At 41.0% G+C, this 18,242-nt stretch carries 17 protein-coding genes; 3 read left to right on the top strand and 14 right to left on the bottom strand.

Translation table 11 applies throughout. The annotated features are described in order from the left end of the window. Position 1: 1 nt before the first annotated feature. From rplD to HWV58_RS11200, 5 genes are all read right to left on the bottom strand, one after another. Positions 2-631: a 50S ribosomal protein L4 gene (gene rplD, locus HWV58_RS11220; protein ID WP_090765858.1), complete on the bottom strand. Its 630-nt coding sequence runs from the start codon at positions 629-631 to the stop codon at positions 2-4. A 4-nt stretch (positions 632-635) separates the two neighbouring features. Continuing rightward, positions 636-1,253 (bottom strand): 50S ribosomal protein L3, encoded by a 618-nt coding sequence (gene rplC, locus HWV58_RS11215; RefSeq protein WP_175634256.1) that lies wholly within the window; start codon positions 1,251-1,253, stop codon positions 636-638. Positions 1,254-1,425: 172 nt separating this feature from the next. Continuing rightward, positions 1,426-1,821, bottom strand: a complete 396-nt coding sequence (locus HWV58_RS11210; RefSeq protein WP_175634191.1) for a DUF1634 domain-containing protein — start codon at positions 1,819-1,821, stop codon at positions 1,426-1,428. Further along, entirely contained in the window at positions 1,821-2,654 is an 834-nt protein-coding gene (locus HWV58_RS11205; protein ID WP_175634190.1) for a sulfite exporter TauE/SafE family protein, read from the bottom strand. Before HWV58_RS11205 ends, HWV58_RS11210 begins: the two co-directional genes overlap by 1 nt. 224 nt (positions 2,655-2,878) lie before the next feature. After that, positions 2,879-4,135 (bottom strand): prephenate dehydrogenase, encoded by a 1,257-nt coding sequence (locus HWV58_RS11200; RefSeq protein ID WP_175634189.1) that lies wholly within the window; start codon positions 4,133-4,135, stop codon positions 2,879-2,881. Positions 4,136-4,306: 171 nt separating this feature from the next. Between HWV58_RS11200 and HWV58_RS11195 the strand changes: the two genes are divergently transcribed. Continuing rightward, positions 4,307-4,918 carry a hypothetical protein gene (locus HWV58_RS11195; RefSeq protein ID WP_175634188.1) on the top strand — a complete coding sequence of 204 codons (612 nt, stop codon included), beginning with the start codon at positions 4,307-4,309 and terminating at the stop codon, positions 4,916-4,918. Between the two features lie 258 nt (positions 4,919-5,176). Here the strand turns inward: HWV58_RS11195 and HWV58_RS11190 are convergent, their stop codons facing one another. The 6 genes from HWV58_RS11190 to HWV58_RS11165 all read right to left on the bottom strand — a co-directional run bounded on the left by HWV58_RS11190 (position 5,177) and on the right by HWV58_RS11165 (position 14,187). After that, the gene (locus tag HWV58_RS11190; protein ID WP_175634187.1) at positions 5,177-6,064 is read right to left on the bottom strand and encodes a PorP/SprF family type IX secretion system membrane protein; all 888 of its coding nucleotides are present in this window, start codon (positions 6,062-6,064) and stop codon (positions 5,177-5,179) included. A 4-nt stretch (positions 6,065-6,068) separates the two neighbouring features. Then, a complete protein-coding gene (locus HWV58_RS11185) occupies positions 6,069-6,572 on the bottom strand; it encodes a gliding motility-associated C-terminal domain-containing protein (protein ID WP_175634186.1) in 504 nt (167 codons plus the stop codon). 5 nt (positions 6,573-6,577) lie between these two features. After that, positions 6,578-9,058: a collagen-like domain-containing protein gene (locus HWV58_RS24500; RefSeq protein WP_175634185.1), complete on the bottom strand. Its 2,481-nt coding sequence runs from the start codon at positions 9,056-9,058 to the stop codon at positions 6,578-6,580. A gap of 288 nt (positions 9,059-9,346) precedes the next feature. Continuing rightward, positions 9,347-10,690, bottom strand: coding sequence for a dGTP triphosphohydrolase (gene dgt, locus HWV58_RS11175; RefSeq protein WP_175634184.1), 1,344 nt, complete (start codon positions 10,688-10,690; stop codon positions 9,347-9,349). Positions 10,691-10,789: 99 nt separating this feature from the next. After that, positions 10,790-11,560: an SDR family NAD(P)-dependent oxidoreductase gene (locus HWV58_RS11170; protein WP_175634183.1), complete on the bottom strand. Its 771-nt coding sequence runs from the start codon at positions 11,558-11,560 to the stop codon at positions 10,790-10,792. 17 nt (positions 11,561-11,577) lie between these two features. Beyond that, positions 11,578-14,187, bottom strand: coding sequence for an MGH1-like glycoside hydrolase domain-containing protein (locus tag HWV58_RS11165; protein WP_175634182.1), 2,610 nt, complete (start codon positions 14,185-14,187; stop codon positions 11,578-11,580). Between the two features lie 158 nt (positions 14,188-14,345). On the opposite strand from HWV58_RS11165, the gene HWV58_RS11160 reads away from it, so the two are divergent. Both HWV58_RS11160 and HWV58_RS11155 read left to right on the top strand, forming a co-directional pair. Then, the gene (locus tag HWV58_RS11160; RefSeq protein ID WP_175634181.1) at positions 14,346-14,726 is read left to right on the top strand and encodes a hypothetical protein; all 381 of its coding nucleotides are present in this window, start codon (positions 14,346-14,348) and stop codon (positions 14,724-14,726) included. A gap of 11 nt (positions 14,727-14,737) precedes the next feature. Continuing rightward, on the top strand, positions 14,738-14,932 hold the full coding sequence (locus HWV58_RS11155; protein WP_175634180.1) for a YtxH domain-containing protein: 195 nt from the start codon (positions 14,738-14,740) through the stop codon (positions 14,930-14,932). A 317-nt stretch (positions 14,933-15,249) separates the two neighbouring features. Here HWV58_RS11155 and HWV58_RS11150 read toward each other — a convergent pair whose 3' ends face one another. The 3 genes from HWV58_RS11150 to fusA form a co-directional block, all read right to left on the bottom strand. Beyond that, complete coding sequence (locus tag HWV58_RS11150) at positions 15,250-15,495, bottom strand: hypothetical protein (protein WP_175634179.1); 246 nt, start codon at positions 15,493-15,495, stop codon at positions 15,250-15,252. Between the two features lie 97 nt (positions 15,496-15,592). Next, entirely contained in the window at positions 15,593-15,898 is a 306-nt protein-coding gene (gene rpsJ, locus HWV58_RS11145) for a 30S ribosomal protein S10 (RefSeq protein ID WP_008244591.1), read from the bottom strand. Positions 15,899-16,037: 139 nt separating this feature from the next. Then, positions 16,038-18,152, bottom strand: a complete 2,115-nt coding sequence (gene fusA / locus HWV58_RS11140) for an elongation factor G (RefSeq protein WP_175634178.1) — start codon at positions 18,150-18,152, stop codon at positions 16,038-16,040. Positions 18,153-18,242: the final 90 nt, after the last annotated feature.

Below are 18,242 nucleotides of genomic sequence, written 5' to 3'. Positions count from 1 at the left end.
ATTACTTGGCAAATGCCTCCTCCAAAGTTTTAACAGAATCAGCAGTTAACACAAGTACGCCAGCGTTTAATACATCATAAGTATTCAAATCTGCTGCAGAGATTACTTTAGTTTTCTGAACGTTTCTGCTTGATAAATAGATATTATTATTTTGTGCAGGTAAAACCAACAAAGTTTTTTGTGTATCTACTTTTAAAGCAGCCAATAAACTTGTAAAGTTTTTAGTTTTAATTGTATCGAAGCTGAAATCTTCTAAAACTACCACATTGTTATCTTTTGCTTTATAAGCTAAAGCTGATTTACGTGCTAATGATTTTAATTTCTTGTTCAATTTAAAACTGTAATCACGTGGCTGAGGACCGAAAACACGACCACCACCGTTAAATAACGGAGATTTAATGCTACCAGCACGGGCACCACCTGTACCTTTTTGTTTGTATAGTTTACGGGTCGAACCAGCAATCTCGTTACGTTGTTTAGATTTGTGAGTACCTTGACGTTGGTTAGCCAAATACTGTTTTACATCTAAATAAATCGCGTGGTCGTTAGGCTCGATACCAAATACCGATTCAGGAAGTTGCACCTTGGCACCTGTTTCTTTACCTGAAATGTTTAATACTTTAACTTCCATCTGATTATTTGTCTAAGATTACGTAAGAACCTTTAGCTCCTGGAATGGAACCACTAACTACTAATAAGTTTTGCTCAGCGTAAACTTTCAAAACCTGTAAGTTTTGAATTTTCACTCTGTCTCCACCTGTTCTTCCTGCCATGCGCATTCCTTTGAATACACGTGAAGGGAATGACGATGCTCCCAATGAACCTGGGGCACGTAAACGGTTATGCTGACCGTGAGTCTGCATACCAACACCGGCAAATCCGTGGCGTTTTACAACACCTTGAAAACCTTTACCTTTTGAGGTACCTACAACATCAACAAAATCGCCTTCTGCGAATGCATCAACAGTTACTACATCACCTAAATTAAGTGCAGTTGTAAATGAATCAAATTCTACCAGCTTGCGTTTCGGAGTTGTGTTTGCTTTCGCGAAATGGCCTTTCAATGGTTGAGTTGTGTTTTTCTCTTTTTTCTCATCGTAACCCAGTTGGATTGACGAGTAACCATCTACTTCTTCGGTTTTTACCTGTGTAACTACACAAGGTCCAGCCTCGATTACCGTACAAGGAATGTTTCTTCCTTCGGCATCAAAGATACTGGTCATTCCTACTTTTTTTCCAATAATTCCTGACATTTTATCTTTTAATTTTAACACCCATCGAAGCAGTAGGGCTTCGTTCAAGGTGGTTGTACATCCCCCGAAAGGGACGGCAAAGATAGACAAGAATTATTAATTTTCAAATAGTTAGCGAAATATTTTTTCAAATAAATTGCTGATATGATGCGATTTAACTTTAAAAGTAGTGTTAATGTGCTAAACCACCATTTAAACTGATGGTTATAATCGCTAAAATGATAAATCCGATGAGTACATAGAGGTAATCGCGCTCTATTAAAAAGCTAAAAATGGCAAACACAATCCGTGCTATCGGCGTGAATATCAGCATCAATATGCCAAATTGCACCACTGCATCGCCCTGAAAGGTAAGCACTCCTTTAAATATGGCCGCTATCGACGAAAACCTGGCAAGCTCGGGTTTAAAAACTTTATAATCGGTAATTACACCTTTGTTGTGGATCAGGAAAATTACCCCTCCTATCAACACAATACCCATCGAAATAATTACGCCTGCACGCAAAAGTGTACCCAGTATTAGCTGAATATCTTTATCTTTTATATTTTCCTTGTTGGCTGTGTTCATTACAATCCGCTTATTCCTTTATAAATCATTTGCATGGCCAGAAATGCAACCACCACGGCAAACACAATTTTAAGTTTATCGGTTTTGGTTTTCAATAAAACTTTCGAACCCACCGTAGCACCGGTTAAAACACCAATACAAACCGGCATGGCTATACCTGGATCGATTTGACCGCGGTGCAAATAAACCACTGCACTGGCCGCCGCCGTAACGCCCATCATAAAATTACTGGTAGTGGTAGATACTTTAAAAGGCAAACGCATAATGTTATCCATGGCAATTACTTTTAACGCCCCGCTGCCAATCCCAAGCAAACCGGATAAGGTTCCGGCAAAAAGCATCATAAAAAAACCACCTGGTATATGTTTCACCGCATAAGGATGCTCTGTTCCCCTATCGGGATAAGATCCGTTCAGTTTAAAAAACCTGGCCCATTTATCGGTATCATCTAAAGTGGTATGATCTACCTTCTTCTTCAAAGTCATGATGGCCGAAAAGATGAGGATACAGCCAAACAGGATGGCAATGTAGTTAGCGTTTAGGTAAACGGCTACAATTGCGCCACAAATGGCACCAATGGTAGTAGCGATTTCTAAAAACATACCAATACGGATATTGGTAATGCCCTCTTTAACATAAGCTGCCGCCGAACCCGATGAAGTGGCAATAACCGAAACAATAGATGCGCCAATGGCATAATGGATATCTACCCCTAAAGCTAAGGTGAGCAAAGGGATAATAATTACACCTCCACCTAAACCCGTTAACGAGCCCAGTAATCCGGCCAAAAAAGCACCTAATAAAACGATTATGGTAAACAGCAATACCGACATGCGGGCAAATATAATGTACTGTTTTTGGGGAAACGAAGGATTAAAGGAATAAAATAAAGTCTATATGATATATGGAATATGTAAAATGAGAGATGGAAAATGGATGATTTAAGGGGATAAAATAGAATTTTGAGATAGAATAACCGTCACCCTGAATTTATTTCAGGTTCTCTGCAGAAGTGAGATGCTGAAGTAAATTCAGCATGACGTGAACTTATGTTAATCTATTTGCCTAATCTCTTAATCATCTCTGCACTTAAATCTCTGCCATCATTCAGCCGATTGGCAAAAAATGATTTAGCCGCTTCAAAATGTGCTTTATAGCCGTTAATATCACCGTAACCTATAATCGAGGCCCATTCGTGCACAGCAGTATGAAATTCGAGGTCATCGCCGCGGATGGATTTATCGTACAATGCCGTTTGGATCGATTCTTCGAGCATTTCCTTGTTTTTGAAAAGATACTCGGCAATACCCAACCTTAATTTAAAAGGCGGGGTCTGGCAAATCAGGTTGTCGTAAGGATTTACGCCCATTTTATACCAGGCATACACCATGCTCAGCAAACTTAAATGCGAATTGGGTTTCTGTTTATGGTCGGCATCCGAAAGGCTGAACTCTTTCATGATGTTATCATCAAGCAACAACAGCTGGCGGCTTTCGTGAAAAACAAAATCGCGGGCAGCATAAATTTTCTCCCTGAACTCGACTTCATTTTCGCAGATCATGAGTTTATAGAGTTCAGATTCGGCCTGGGCATAATATTTAACCTGCTTTTGCGCATAAGGGTTTAATATGGCCAAACCAGCATAGATGTGAGATTTGTAGCTAAAAATCCTTAGGGTGGTTAAAATCTTTACGTTATCAATCCCTCCGGCATAGGCAGGGTTATCCCATGGGAAAAAACCGGCATTTTTCCAGGCCGAGCCCATGCTTTCGAAACCCATGTGGGTTACGGCCTGTGTATCGGCCACAATACGGTCGTGCTCGCGGTAATCGTCCATCTCGATAATGTTCGACTTTAAAGATTTATAAATTTCCAGTGCTTTAGCGTAAACCTCGTCCGTAGCACGGTGGCGCACCACTACCAGGGTTTGTCCCTCCGGGCTAAAAGCCGGGCCATGCAAAGAATGGCAGGTTACAATCTGGGTGTCGGGTGGAAGGTGTTTTTCAAAAGCGGCAATTTCGGGATGTTTAACGGATGTTTGGCCTGAAACAATTGCACCATATTTGGTAGAGCGTGCAAAAGTAGCCACCACTTCATCAATTTTTTCGGCTTCAACGCAGTAAATTATAAAATCAGACTTACGTGCCACTTCATGCCCGTCAATTAAAACTTCAATTCCTTTAGGTTCGAGTTCGTTTTTTAAATCTGTAAAACGCAAAGGCATATCTGCCCCGCATACTTTATAACCAGCGTTTACAAACGATACAGCGTACAATTTGCCCATATCGCCTAAACCAATAATTCCTATTTGCATGAAACAAATGTAACCTATCGCAAATAATTTTATAATAAAACTTCGATAAAATTGTTATTTAACATGTTAAACACAAACATATTTGTCTTTCATCCCCAAACTTCACATAAAAATATTAACCGGGAAATGGATAAAAATGTAGTTTTACACGATAACACCTATATTTAAACTATGCAAAAAATTAAACACACCCTACTGTTTTTAGGCGCTATGCTATTTGTAAACTTTGCGTTTGGGCAAACTTTACCTGACACGACCAAAAATACCGACCCATCGTTAAATGGCCAGTATCAGTTCATGTTAAAGAAATCGAAAAGCTTCAATGGTGCAAGGCTGATTAACCCCAACCGGTTATCGTCTTTATGGAAAAGTGTTAACGATACGCTACGCAAAGAACGCAAACAATTGCAGGAAGCCAGACAGGAGATTACAGCCCAGGCTGGTAATATTTCGAGTTTAAAAGGCGAGGTTACCGGAAAAGAAAGCTCGCTGGCTACAGCAAATGCTTCGGTTAACGAAATTAAGTTTTTAGGGATTGCCTTTGATAAGGGCACTTATAATACTATTGTTTGGTCGATTATTATTGTGCTGGGCCTTGGTCTGGCTTTTATTATTTTCCAATCGGGTAAATTAAGGCACGAAGCCAAATACCGTACGGAGCTTTACCAGGAAGTGGCCGATGAATTTCAGGCGCACAAGGTTAAGGCTAAAGATAAAGAGATGAGGCTTGCCCGCGAACTGCAGGATGAGCGGAATAAATGGGACGAAGGCAGGGGCAGATAACCTGGTCTAATTGTTTGAATTTTGAATGATTGAATGATATAGCGTTATTCAATCATTCAAAATTCAATCATTCTCTCATTCAAAAGTAAAGCCAAAGACTTTTTAAACACGCCATATTTTATTTGAAAAGCAGGGCTTGTGATAATCGGTTATGCCAGTCCCGCCATTCGCTACTTCCGATGAAAAACCGGAACCGCTGCTGTCGGGTTTATTTTACACACTGCAGTACCTTGTAGGCTACTAAACCTTCATCGATAGCTAATTCTTCAAGCTATACTTCAATCCAACCTCAAACTCTCCATTACTGTAATTCTGCATTTTTGAAGTATTGGTCGTGTACTGAAATAAAATAGAAAACTGATTTTTATAGTTAGCACCAAAGCCTCCGGTAAAGCTATTGGTACTGTGGTAAATGCCGTTCAACATTAATTTTTGATCTAAAAACTGAAGGTTTACCCCTGCATCAAAAATACCATCGTAGTTCTGCACCCCACGGTAAACCAGTTTGGGTTCAATGCTATTAATTAGCTTATCGGTAGTGAACTTATAACCTGCTGCCAGAAAATAGATAGACCGATCGACCACGTTTCTAACCTGATCTCTTTTAAAAAACCTTTTCAGGTTAGGTAAAGCGCCCTGAATAGTTAATTTATCAGTTCGGTATGCAACACCGAAATCGCCATCCAGATACAGCTTACGGTCGTTAAAACTATTGAGTACATCATCGTCGAGATCTCCCTTTACTTTACCAAAATCGACCCACTCGTTCATAATACCGGCCGATAAACCAAAATCGATAAATTCGGTGCCCCCGTTTAAAGGTAAATGATAAGCATAAGTTAATGTAGCCCTTGTGCGGTTAATGGCACCGGCGCCTTCATTATAAAAAAGCACACCCAGACCCACTTTATCATTTTTCAGGCCATAATCACCTGTTAAATACTGAATGCGAGGGCCACCTTCTACACCCGTCCATTGGGTTTTGAGGGCAGCATTGAGGTTTAGGCCCTTCTCTACACCTGCAATTGCCGGATTGGCCAAAAACTGGTTCTGGTAATAAATGCTCCCCATGGGATTGAGCTGCGCGAATGCCGGTATCGCGAATAAAACCAACAGCCCTGCTAAAATATGTTTCACTCTTCTCATGCTGTTACTTTTTATATAAAATCGAAATAAACCCTTTAACTGTTCCCTCAACTCCTAAATCGAGTATGTAATAATAGGTATCTTCGGCAAGTGCCGATCCGTTTACATAGCCATCCCAGTTGTTCTTGTAATTTACCGCCGAGTAAAGCATGCGCCCTCCCCTGTCAAAAATAGTGAGCTTGTTGCCGGGGTATTTTTCCAGGCCTTTAATCACAAAAAAATCGTTCTTGCCATCGCCATTTGGCGTAAGGATGTTATTTACAATGCTTACCTCCGCCTGTGTGTCGATAATTAGGAAAGGCTGTAAAAACCCTTGTGTTAAGCTGGTATTGGTAAGCTGAAAGGTTTGAACCAATGCCATTTCGCCAATGCTGAAATCGTATAACTGGTTATTGATTTTACCATAACCACTGGCCGAATTAAGCACATAAGGTAAGCTTTGCGCTTTAACACCGCGACCAAAAAAGATAAGCACCAGAAAAACAAACAGGCAATATGTTCTTTTCATCGTTCTTAATTTAAAGAGATCCAGGCCGAGCCATCGCTTTGGATGGTAAATGCTTTTGCACCGCTAATGGTGGTAATGGTGGTATCGTCGTTCATGGTAATGGCATTGTTTAAGGTAACATTACCTGTTGACAAGGCTTTTACGATAACATAAATCCTGCCCTTACAAGTTGCAGGCCCGGGCAAATTTAAAGTAACCGGAAGTCCGGCATTTTTTAACCTTACGGTATAATGACTGGCATCAAGCGATAACGTTCCGCCTGTGGTATAGGTTAAAATACCCGCCGAAACCGAGCCATTTACGTTTAGCGTGCTGGCACTTGCAGGAGCATAGGTGGTTGATGTAGCTGCATTACTGCCATTGAGGGTTAAAGTTCCGCCATCGGTAGTCATGCTCCCCGCAATTAACGGATAGGTTGTATTGGTATTGGCAATAGCTAAGGTGTTATTTGCGCTGGTACTGGTACTACCTGCATTACTACCAATAAAAATATTTCCCGAACCATTGTTTTTTGATCCGGCGGCATAACCCAGGGCGGTATTGTTATCACCATTGCTGGCCTCTAAAGCCAGGCTACCGATAGCCGTATTGTTAATCCCGCTACCATTAGCCATTAAGGTGTGGGTACCAAATGCACTGTTGTTCGAACCTACTGTACTTACACTTAAAGCCTGCGAACCAAAGCCACTGTTGTTGATACCGCTGAAACTCCTTTGCAACACCAGATAGCCAAAGGCACTATTTTCGTAACCGGAAATGTTTACCGAAAGCGCCTCTCTACCAAATGCGCTGTTGTAAAAGCCCGAAACATTGCTGGCTATGGTTTTATAACCGTAAGAAACATTGGTTTCTGCCGAATTGCCCAAACGACCAGATTTTTGTCCATTTACCAAAAAATTAACTGCCACATCATCGGTATTGCCTAAAAAATTATTGGTTTGATCAACATTCCCGGTGTTCCCCTTTAATGCCCATGCATTGGCATTGGCAAATAAGGTACGGCTAATTAGTTCGGGCTTACCCGTAGTGGCATTGGTAATGTATACTTTGTTGGCATCGGCAACACCAGCAGTAGTTAGTTTTTCAACAGTTACTGATGCATCGGCCAGTTTTGGTGTGGTTACCGACCCATCTGCCAGCTGCAGGGTATTCACTGCTGCATCATCTACATTGATATTTTTAACTTCTTTGTTTCCAATTTTCACTGAAGTAACTGCCGCATCGGCTAGTTTTGGCGTAGTAACTGAACCATCTGCCAGTTGCAGGGTATTCACTGCTGCATCGTCAATATTGATATTTTTAACTTCTTTATTTCCGATTTTTACTGAAGTAACTGCCGCATCGGCTAGTTTTGGAGTAGTAACCGCACCATCGGCCAGTTGCAGGGTATTTACTGCTGCATCGCCAATATTGATATTCTTTACTTCTTTATTGCCAATTTTTACTGAAGTAACTGCTGCATCAGCCAGCTTGGGCGTGCTTATGGCTCCATCGGCTATTTTTAATGTGGTAACGGCAGCATCGGCCAGTTTAACCATTGTTACTGCACCTGCATTAATATCAATAACCACATCTTTGAGCAAGGCTGAAGCACCGTTGGCACTAACAGCCAAATCGGTAGAGGTTAAACCTTTGGCTCCGGCCAGTTGGGCAACATCTAAAGTAACCGGTTTCCAGGCAGTTCCATCGAAGAGTAAAACCTGGTTATTGGCTGGCGCGTTGGCACTTAATGTTTTACCCTGAATGTTTGCCAGGGTTGGATTGGGATAATTACCTGTTAAATCACCTCCTGCAACCCCGGTTGAAGGTCCAACCGGCCCTACCGGACCGATATCTCCTTTATCGCCCTTATCTCCTTTTACGCCTTGTATGCCTTGAATTCCAGCTGGGCCTGTAGCTCCGGGATCTCCTTTAGCACCTGTTGCCCCCTGTGCACCGGTGGCACCTGTTAAGCCAATCGGGCCTTGAGCTCCTGTTGCCCCTGCAACACCGGCGGGCCCCTGAGGTCCGGCAACTCCAGCTACACCTTGTGCACCCGCAGGGCCTGTTGCCCCCGTATCGCCTTTTGGTCCGGCAGGGCCATTAGCTGCATATAAAGCATATGGAACACTCAATAACTGGGCTGTTCCTGCTAAACTAAAGTTGGTTCCATTATCGGGATCGATTTCTACTTTTACAATTTTTAATCCGCTAGCCCAGGTTACCCCGGCCAGGGTACCGCTTACAGAAGTTGCTCCGCTCGAGCCAATGGCTACCGCATAAAGCCCGTAAGCATTGGTTACCACATTTCTGACTTCGCTGTACTGCGCAGTTCCGGTTGATGATCCATCCAGTATACTGATTCGCAGCGATATGCTCTTGTTTGCCAGTGGTGTACCGTTAGCATTTCTTGCTGCTCCCTGATAGTTAAATTGCTGTGGCGCCTGCGCCTTAACAGCCAGTGCCAGGCCGAAGCTCAGCAATGCGATGAGTAAAAGTTTTTTCATGAACCGGGATGAGATCTAAATTGCAAGGCCTCAAACAAAAAATAAGAGCCTTACGTTCAAATCTACTAATTAGTATATCCGGTTATGTCTACTTTACACAAAAGACTATTCTTCTAGACAACACTACACACAAAATACTGACAATCAACACGATAATCAATATCTTATTTTGTATTTTTACACCAACACCCTATTTTTGGGATATTTTTACTTTGAAAACAGAAGAAAAAACACCTCAAATACAGCTTTCGAGCTATATTTTACTGGCTATAAACGTTATGTCAACTATTAAGTTTCTGAAGGGAAGGATATACCTTTAATATTACGATACAAATCAACCGCGTACAAATCTGTCATTCCTGAAACGAAATCGAGCACACTTTGAATAATAGAATAAATATCGGTTAAATCGGTATGGTACTGCTTGGGGATAAGCTTTACCAGTTTTCTATAATAATGTGTATTGTTGTGGATCAGTGCCGGAACGAACTCTTCTAATAAACCCGCCATGATTTTATAACCGGCCACTTCTTTTTGTATTACTGACGAGAAATTATAAATCCGTTCTATTGAAACCTGCTCAACAGCCTTCCACGCCGACAAATAGGGTTCAGGGATCATATCGGTTAAACTCTGGTTCAGTTCGCCACGCAATAGCCTTTCCTGCTCATTAAAAAAGATACCTGCGCATAAATTGGTCAATGTATTAATGGCTTTTGCCCTTAGCAAACCAATTTTGGCATCATCATCTTCATAATCATGTTTTAACCGGTCTTCAATGGTTTTAGAATTTGCAAAAGGCAGCAGGTAATTTTTTACCTCCTCGTACGAAAGGATTTTTAAACGGTGTGCATCTTCCAGATCGATAATACTGTAACAAATATCGTCGGCTGCTTCTACCAGATAAACCAGCGGATGGCGTTTGTAAATGAGGTATTCGCTTTGTTCCTGCTCCAGCTTAAGCTCGGCAGCAATCTTTTTAAAACTATCTTCCTCTGACTGGAAGAAACCATATTTTTTACGGTGCAACAATCCTTTCTGCTTACCCGCGATAGAGGCACACGGATATTTGGCTATAGAGGCCAATGTAGAATAGGTTAATGCATAAGCATCGTTCCCTTTACCTTTTAAAGGATGGGTAAGAATGCGGATCGCATTGGCATTTCCTTCAAAATTAATTAAATCGTGCCATTGTGCTTCGCTCATTTCTTTCTGGTAAACCTTACCATCACCATCGGTAAAATAGCGCGAAATTGCAGCTTCGCCCGAGTGGCCAAAAGCAGGATTACCTAAATCGTGGGCCAATGCGGCCGCGGCTACAATATTGCCTACTTCGTTAATTAAAGGAACTTCTTTAATCAGGGCAGGATTATGTTCCTCAACACTTTTAAGGAAGATATTGGCCATGGAGCGGGCAACACTTGCCACTTCTAAACTATGGGTTAGGCGGTTGTGCACAAAAACACTCCCAGGCAATGGAAAAACCTGAGTTTTATTCTGCAATCTTCTAAAAGGAGATGAAAAAATCAGGCGGTCGTAATCGCGCTGAAAATCTGAACGGGCCCGATCGGTGCTGGCACCGTATTGTTCTTGTCCAAACCTTTTATTCGAAAGTAAATATTTCCACTCCATTGCTCAGTTAATTTTGGGCGAAGTTAAGGATTAGCGTGATTTAATAAAACCTGGAGGGAAAACTTTCTAAACCACTATATATTCGCAGCAGAACCTCCCCTACTGTTCTTCGTAATGATAAGTTAATCCGCCATCAACAAAATAAGTTGAGCCTGTAACATAACGGGCATCATCAGAAGCCAGAAAAGCCACAATACCTGCTACATCTTCGGGCGTACCCAGTTTTTTCATCGGAATATTGTCCAGTAACTTTGCTAACTTCTCTTTATCGTTTAAAAGCGATTTATTGATGGGCGTAGCGATAGCGCCCGGTGCCACATTATTGACCCTGATATTGAAAGGAGCCAGCTCTGTTGCCAGGTTACGGGTTAACATTTTTAAGGCACCTTTACTGGCACAATAAGGTGCAAAATGCGGAAAAACGATTTCTTCGTGCACCGAACTCATATTTACAACTACTCCAGCAATCTTGTTGGCTATACAGTGTTTAACGAAAGCTTGGGTGCCAAAAAACAGTCCTTTTAAATTGGTATCCATTACCAGATCAAAATCGGCCTCTGTTACCTCCCAAAAGTTATGGTTCTTTTCAACACCTGCATTGTTTACCAAAATATCTAATTTGCCGTATGCTTTTATGGCATTGGCGACTAAACCGGTTACACTTTCTACCTGGCTAATATCTGCTGCTAAAAAAACAGCACGTCTGCCCAGGGCTTTAATTTCGGCAATCAATTTTTCGCCGCGTTCATCCAGCTTCCTGCCGTTTAAAATAATATCGGCACCTTCGGCTGCTAAACGCAAAGCACATGCTGCACCAATCCCCTGGCTACTACCTGTAACTAAAGCTACTTTATCCTTAAATCTTTCCATTTCTGATCATTAACTGGTTATAAAAGTGCCACTAAGGCTGTCCAACCGCTTTGATGACTTGCTCCTAAACCTTTTCCGTTATCGCCGTTAAAATATTCGTAAAACAAAACATAATCCCTAAAGTGTTCATCGTGGTTTAACTTTGCGCACCCTCCATAAACAGCTCTTTCTCCCTTTTCGTTTTTTAAGAAGATATTTTTTAAACGTTTACCCAATAAATCTGCTATTTCGGCGAGCGAATAATAGGTATTGGAACCTGTTGGATATTCTACCCTAAAATCGTCGGTGTAATATTCGTGAAAATGCTTCAGTGCATCAATCAACAGGTAATTGATGGGAAACCAAATGGGGCCTCTCCAGTTGCTGTTTCCGCCAAACATACCGGTATCGCTTTCTGCCGGAATATATTTAACCGAATAATCGTTACCGTTTAACCAATAACTGTAGGATTCGGTTTCATATTTCTTCGAAATAGAACGGACGCCGAACTCTGAGAGGAACTCGGAAGTATCGAGCATACGGCGCAATAACATTTTCATGCGGTGGCCGCGCAACAGCGAAAATAAATGCTTATCGTTACCGCTTTTATCTTCCCAATGGCTAACAAGTTGTACCAAATCGGGTCGCTGGAGCATAAAAGACGCTAACCGGTTTTTAAGTTTGGGTAAATCTTTCCAATCCTGATCGCTAAAAACAATGACAGCAAACATCGGAATCAAACCTACCAGGGTTCTCAGCCTTAGCCTATCCCAACCGCCATCGGGTTTGCGGAGTAAATCGTAATAAAAGCCGTCCTGATCATCCCATAAACCGGTATGGTACTCGCCCATGTTATCAATAGAGCCTGCAATAAACAAAAAGTGTTCTGAAAACTTAATGGCCATATCTTCGTAAACCGGATTGTGCAGCGCCAGTTCAATACTGATCTGCAGCATATTTAAAGCATACATAGCCATCCAGCTGGTACCATCGGCCTGCTCTAAAAAGCCGCCGCCAGGCACCGGCTCGCTCCGGTTAAATACCCCTATGTTATCTAAACCAAGAAAACCGCCTTCAAAAATATTATTGCCCTCACTATCCTTTTGGTTTACCCACCAGGTAAAATTGAGCAACAGCTTCTGAAAAACTTCTTCCAGGAATTTCAGATCGCCCTTTCCTTTATTTTTTTTATCGGTAAGATAGACCTTATATGTAGCCATGGCATGTACCGGCGGATTGGTATCGGTAAAATCCCACTCGTAAGCTGGTAACTGCCCGTTGGGATGGATATAGTTGTTGCTCACCAACAAGCTCAATTGCTGTTTGGCAAAATCAGGATCGATTGGTGCCAGTGCAATGCAATGAAAGGCAAGGTCCCAGGCAGCAAACCAGGGATACTCCCACTTATCAGGCATCAGAATAATATCGGCTGCCATGAAATGGCTCCAGTGAAAGTTACGTCCGCAAGACCGCTTTGCAGCTGGTTTAGGTAAACCAGCATCGCCCTTTTGCCAAACATTTACATCATAGTTATAGTATTGTTTGTTCCAAAGTAAGCCCGCCCAGGCCTGGCGTTGCAGTTGTTGCTCCTCCTCACTGATATTGGCCTTGTATTTACTGGCATAAAACTCATCTGCTTCCTTTTTCCGCAATTCAAAAATCGCGTCAAAATTTTCGAAAGGTTTTTCAATTGGTTTTGCAGACAGCCTGAGCTTAAAACTCAGGCTTTGTTTTGCGGGTACAAGTTTATGGTAATGCACTGCTACCTTGGTTCCGCTCTTAGCCGGGTTTACCTGATTTTTCTGTCCGTTAACAAGGTAATTATTAATCCCATCCTTTACATAAGGCGAAACATTGGCCGATTGATACAAGCGCTCGTTGTTACTTTCGTTATTCGTAAATAAAAAATCGGGATCGCCATCAGCATAGGCGTACATTTTACCTTGCTTTTCCGAATGGAAAAGTAACTCGTTTTCGCCAAGGTAATTTATCGCAGGTTTGGCTACACTCCCCTCCCAGCTCCAATTGTTGCGGTACCACAACTGAGGTAACAAATGAATTTCTGCATCTTCATTACCGCGATTATAAACTGTATAATGCACCAAAATATCGTCTTCTTCATTTTTGGCGTAAGTGATAAACACATCAAAATATTTATCCTGATCAAAAATTCCGGTATCTATTAGCTCAAATTCAGGTTCCTGTCTAGTGCGTCTGACATTTTCTGTTAACAGTTGCGTGTATGGAAAAGCTGATTGTGGGTATTTATACAACATTTGCATGTAGGTATGCGCTGGTGTATTATCCAGATAGTAGTAAATTTCCTTTACATCTTCTCCGTGGTTACCTTCTCCATTGTTTAAGCCGAAAAGACGTTCTTTTAAAATGGCATCCTTACCGTTCCAAAGCGCAAGCCCCAAACATAACAATTGCTGATCGTCGCTAAAACCTGCCAGTCCCTCTTCTCCCCATCTAAATGCCTTACTTCTGGCACTATCGTGCGTGGTATAGCTCCAGGCATCGCCATTATTACTGTAATCTTCGCGTATGGTTCCCCATTGCCTTTCTGACACATATGGTCCCCATTTGAACCAGTTTGCACGGTTTTGGTACTGTGCGTCGATTCTGCTTTGTTCGGCATTTGCCATATAGAATGTTTAAGATTTGTAGACCACAATTAATATGTGCGTTAAATATCAAATATTTAATGCATTAAATGCTAAAAGTTATGTCAGGAAAACGCCAACAAAAATCAAACCTTTTAATTCATGAAACGTTCTATATATAAATATTCAAAGGCAGGATTATGAAAACGAGCATCTATAATAAAGCAGAGCATTTGGAAGGTTATATTGGTAAGGAAGGCAATAGTGAAGAAAAATCGGAAGTGCAGAAAGCTTACGAAGCCGGCAATGAGGGTAATGAAGTAACCAGCTTTGGTAAAGAAACCATAGCTAAGTATAATGCGGAAACCATGCACCTGGATAAAACGATGCCCAGGGATGGGTTCGACAATACGGGTACGCAGGGTGCCGATTCATTGAGCGACGATGCCTACAACAGCCCGGATAAACACCCCACTATAAAAAGTGCCGAAAGCCATACCGGAAGTTCGTCTGAAGATTTTAAAACTAAACCGGGTATTAATGAGGCCGATGAGGATCATGCGCTCGATACCGGAATATAAAAAATAAAGCCATGGGATTATTAAAATATGCCATACTGGGTACAGCAGCTGTATTCGGGTTAAAATATCTGACTAAGAAAAGGGTTGCTGATGGCAAATCGCTGGCAGATGATATTAGAACGAAAGCCAATCAATATCTGAACGAAGCCAGTAATTTTGGTGAAAGAGTAAGGCATGACTACAGGCAAACCAGCGATCTATACTGACAGGATTTGAGATTTTACAGACACAAAAAATTGATATATATCAAGATATTTATCCTGTATAACTTGTAAATTGATCAGATGTTTGTGAAATTTGCAGCGCTGTAGGATTCGCGACAAAGATTAACTAAAAAGATCATTAACAACTAAAATTTAAGGGCATTTTGCTACTTGATTAACGCATTTCAGTCGTGGAATTCTACTTAACTTCCATCTACCGGAAAAGCATTAAAAATTTAAAAGGGATTATTCTTTACGGATATTCCCTTTTTAATTCTGCATAGTACAAATGTTATATCAGCCCATTAACAGGCCATTCACTACCTCACACCTTTACTCTGGTTGTTTTGGGTAGTACTATCTACATCATTTTTATCAGATCCGTTTCTTTCTCTATGCTGAGGCGGGTTTTCCATCCTGCTTTTTTCGAGCTCAGAAAAATCACCATTTTTTTGATTAGCCACTTCGCCATGCGATGGCTTCTTCTCATTTACTGCTTTATCCGGATTGGCAAAATCCTGTCCAATAACCGATGGATCGTTTTCTGTTTTTGCATGCTTTCTCATACAAGTAAAACCAACGAAATACAGCTTTTGTTCTAAAATGCGGGCACAAAAAAAGTCCTGGCTTACACCAGGACTTTTTCATTTCTTTTAAAATCAATTAAACTTTGATTTCAACTTCAACACCGCTAGGTAATTCAAGTTTCATTAAAGCATCAACTGTTTTGGAGTTAGAGCTATAAATATCCAATAAACGTTTGTAAGCGCATAATTGGAATTGCTCTCTAGCTTTTTTGTTTACGTGTGGAGAACGTAATACAGTAAAGATTTTTTTCTCAGTAGGAAGTGGAATCGGACCACTTACAACTGCACCCGTAGGCTTAACAGTTTTTACGATTTTCTCAGCAGATTTATCTACCAAGTTGTAATCGTAAGATTTTAATTTAATTCTGATTCTTTGGCTCATCTTGTTTTTAATTATGGTTTCCTGTTAGAGCTATTAACAACAGAAACCGGATTTATCTTTTGTAGTATCAAGAAATTAGGTATCGGGTATCAAGACTGATAAATCCGTCTTGATACTTGATACATAAATACTTGTCTAATTAGTCTTCAGATTTTACTCTTCCTTTAGATTTCGCTACAACTTCGTCCTGTACGTTTTTAGGCGCTGGCTCGTAGTGATCGAATTCCATTGTAGAAGTTGCACGGCCTGAAGTGATGGTACGTAACTGAGTTACATAACCGAACATTTCTGAAAGTGGTACCAATGCTTTGATAACCTGTGCACCGTTACGGGTATCCATACCTTGTAACTGACCACGACGACGGTTCATATCACCGATAACATCACCCATGTTTTCTTCAGGGGTTAAGATTTCGATTTTCATGATTGGTTCCATCAACGAAGGTTTACATTTAGGTAAAGCCTCACGGTATGCCATACGGGCAGCAAGCTCGAATGATAAAGCATCTGAATCGACTGCGTGGAATGAACCATCAATCAAACGTACTTTCATATCAGGAAGCGGGTAACCAGCTAATACACCGTTCGCCATTGCAGAAGCAAATCCTTTCTCAACTGAAGGGATAAATTCACGAGGAATTGAACCACCTACAATTTCGTTTACGAACTGTAATCCGCCTTTTTCAAAATCTGCATCAATTGGAGAGATCACAACTTTGATATCGGCAAATTTACCACGACCACCTGATTGTTTTTTGTAAACTTCGCGGTGTTCTGCAGTACCAAAGATTGCCTCTTTGTATGCTACTTGTGGCGCACCTTGGTTAACCTCTACTTTAAACTCACGTTTTAAACGGTCAATTAAGATATCTAAGTGAAGCTCACCCATACCAGAAATTACAGTCTGACCAGTTTCCTGATCTGTTTGTACTCTGAATGTAGGATCTTCTTCAGCCAGTTTAGATAAGCCCATACCTAATTTATCAACGTCAGCCTGAGTTTTAGGCTCAATAGCTAAACCGATAACCGGATCAGGGAATACCATCGACTCAAGAACGATTGGGTGTTTCTCATCACAAAGGGTATCACCAGTTTTGATATCTTTAAATCCAACTACAGCAGCAATATCACCGGCAGCCACATTAGGCACAGGGTTTTGCTTGTTTGCGTGCATTTGGAAGATACGTGAAATACGCTCTTTACTTTCTGAACGGGTATTGTAAATGTAAGAACCAGCTTCTAAGTTACCTGAATAAACACGGATAAAGCATAAACGGCCTACAAATGGGTCAGTTGCAATTTTAAATGCTAAAGCTGCAAATGGCTCATCAATACTTGGTTTCAATAAAACTTCTTCGTTAGTATCTGGGTTAGTACCTACAACACCTTCTGAATCAAGAGGTGAAGGCAATAACTCCATTACATAATCCAACATGGTTTGAACACCTTTGTTTTTGAAAGATGAACCACAAACCATAGGAACAATTTTAGCATCTAAAACAGCTGCACGTAAAGCATCTAAAACTTCACGCTCAGTGATGGTTTCAGGAGCATCGAAGAATTTCTCCATTAGAGACTCATCATAATCAGCAACTGATTCTAATAATTTCTCTCTCCACTCAGCAACCTCATCAATCATATCATCAGGAATTGGCACTTCAGTAAAGGTCATACCTTTATCGTGCTCGTTCCAAACGATACCACGGTTGTTGATCAAATCAACCACACCTTTAAACTGATCTTCAGCACCGATAGGTAATTGCAAAGGAACTGCATTACTACCTAACATATCTTTAACCTGCTTAACAACTTTTAAGAAGTCAGCACCAGAACGGTCCATTTTATTAACGAAACCGATACGGGCAACATTATAGTTGTTAGCTAAGCGCCAGTTAGTTTCTGATTGAGGCTCAACACCATCAACAGCAGAAAACAAGAACACTAAACCATCTAATACACGTAACGAGCGGTTTACCTCTACGGTAAAATCCACGTGTCCCGGTGTATCGATAATGTTCATGTGATAGTTCTGGTTTCTGTATTTCCAGTTAACTGTTGTCGCAGCAGAAGTAATGGTAATACCACGCTCTTGCTCTTGTGCCATCCAGTCCATTGTTGCAGCACCTTCGTGCACCTCACCAATTTTATGACTTACACCAGCATAATAAAGGATACGCTCAGTTGTGGTAGTTTTACCAGCATCAATGTGAGCCGCAATTCCAATATTTCTTGTAAATTTTAAATCTCTTGCCATGTTATGTTTTTGATTTATCTGATTTTAAATGATTGCACCGATTATGTAGAAACAAATCGGTGCAAATTATCTAATCAGTATAATCTTCTA

This window comes from Pedobacter ghigonis, from assembly GCF_903166585.1.
In the GTDB taxonomy this organism is placed as follows: Bacteria; Bacteroidota; Bacteroidia; order Sphingobacteriales; family Sphingobacteriaceae; genus Pedobacter; species Pedobacter ghigonis.
The sequence above is the reverse complement of the archived record's forward strand: the minus strand, read 5'-3'. Positions and strand labels throughout refer to the sequence as shown.

What these genes read in the sequence shown, in the direction of transcription:
- rplD (WP_090765858.1), bottom strand. Translation starts at nt 631, where the DNA reads ATGGAAGTTAAAGTATTAAACATTTCAGGTAAAGAAACAGGTGCCAAG.
- rplC (WP_175634256.1), bottom strand. Translation starts at nt 1,253, where the DNA reads ATGTCAGGAATTATTGGAAAAAAAGTAGGAATGACCAGTATCTTTGAT.
- HWV58_RS11210 (WP_175634191.1), bottom strand. Translation starts at nt 1,821, where the DNA reads ATGAACACAGCCAACAAGGAAAATATAAAAGATAAAGATATTCAGCTA.
- HWV58_RS11205 (WP_175634190.1), bottom strand. Translation starts at nt 2,654, where the DNA reads ATGTCGGTATTGCTGTTTACCATAATCGTTTTATTAGGTGCTTTTTTG.
- HWV58_RS11200 (WP_175634189.1), bottom strand. Translation starts at nt 4,135, where the DNA reads ATGCAAATAGGAATTATTGGTTTAGGCGATATGGGCAAATTGTACGCT.
- HWV58_RS11195 (WP_175634188.1), top strand. Translation starts at nt 4,307, where the DNA reads ATGCAAAAAATTAAACACACCCTACTGTTTTTAGGCGCTATGCTATTT.
- HWV58_RS11190 (WP_175634187.1), bottom strand. Translation starts at nt 6,064, where the DNA reads ATGAGAAGAGTGAAACATATTTTAGCAGGGCTGTTGGTTTTATTCGCG.
- HWV58_RS11185 (WP_175634186.1), bottom strand. Translation starts at nt 6,572, where the DNA reads ATGAAAAGAACATATTGCCTGTTTGTTTTTCTGGTGCTTATCTTTTTT.
- HWV58_RS24500 (WP_175634185.1), bottom strand. Translation starts at nt 9,058, where the DNA reads ATGAAAAAACTTTTACTCATCGCATTGCTGAGCTTCGGCCTGGCACTG.
- dgt (WP_175634184.1), bottom strand. Translation starts at nt 10,690, where the DNA reads ATGGAGTGGAAATATTTACTTTCGAATAAAAGGTTTGGACAAGAACAA.
- HWV58_RS11170 (WP_175634183.1), bottom strand. Translation starts at nt 11,560, where the DNA reads ATGGAAAGATTTAAGGATAAAGTAGCTTTAGTTACAGGTAGTAGCCAG.
- HWV58_RS11165 (WP_175634182.1), bottom strand. Translation starts at nt 14,187, where the DNA reads ATGGCAAATGCCGAACAAAGCAGAATCGACGCACAGTACCAAAACCGT.
- HWV58_RS11160 (WP_175634181.1), top strand. Translation starts at nt 14,346, where the DNA reads ATGAAAACGAGCATCTATAATAAAGCAGAGCATTTGGAAGGTTATATT.
- HWV58_RS11155 (WP_175634180.1), top strand. Translation starts at nt 14,738, where the DNA reads ATGGGATTATTAAAATATGCCATACTGGGTACAGCAGCTGTATTCGGG.
- HWV58_RS11150 (WP_175634179.1), bottom strand. Translation starts at nt 15,495, where the DNA reads ATGAGAAAGCATGCAAAAACAGAAAACGATCCATCGGTTATTGGACAG.
- rpsJ (WP_008244591.1), bottom strand. Translation starts at nt 15,898, where the DNA reads ATGAGCCAAAGAATCAGAATTAAATTAAAATCTTACGATTACAACTTG.
- fusA (WP_175634178.1), bottom strand. Translation starts at nt 18,152, where the DNA reads ATGGCAAGAGATTTAAAATTTACAAGAAATATTGGAATTGCGGCTCAC.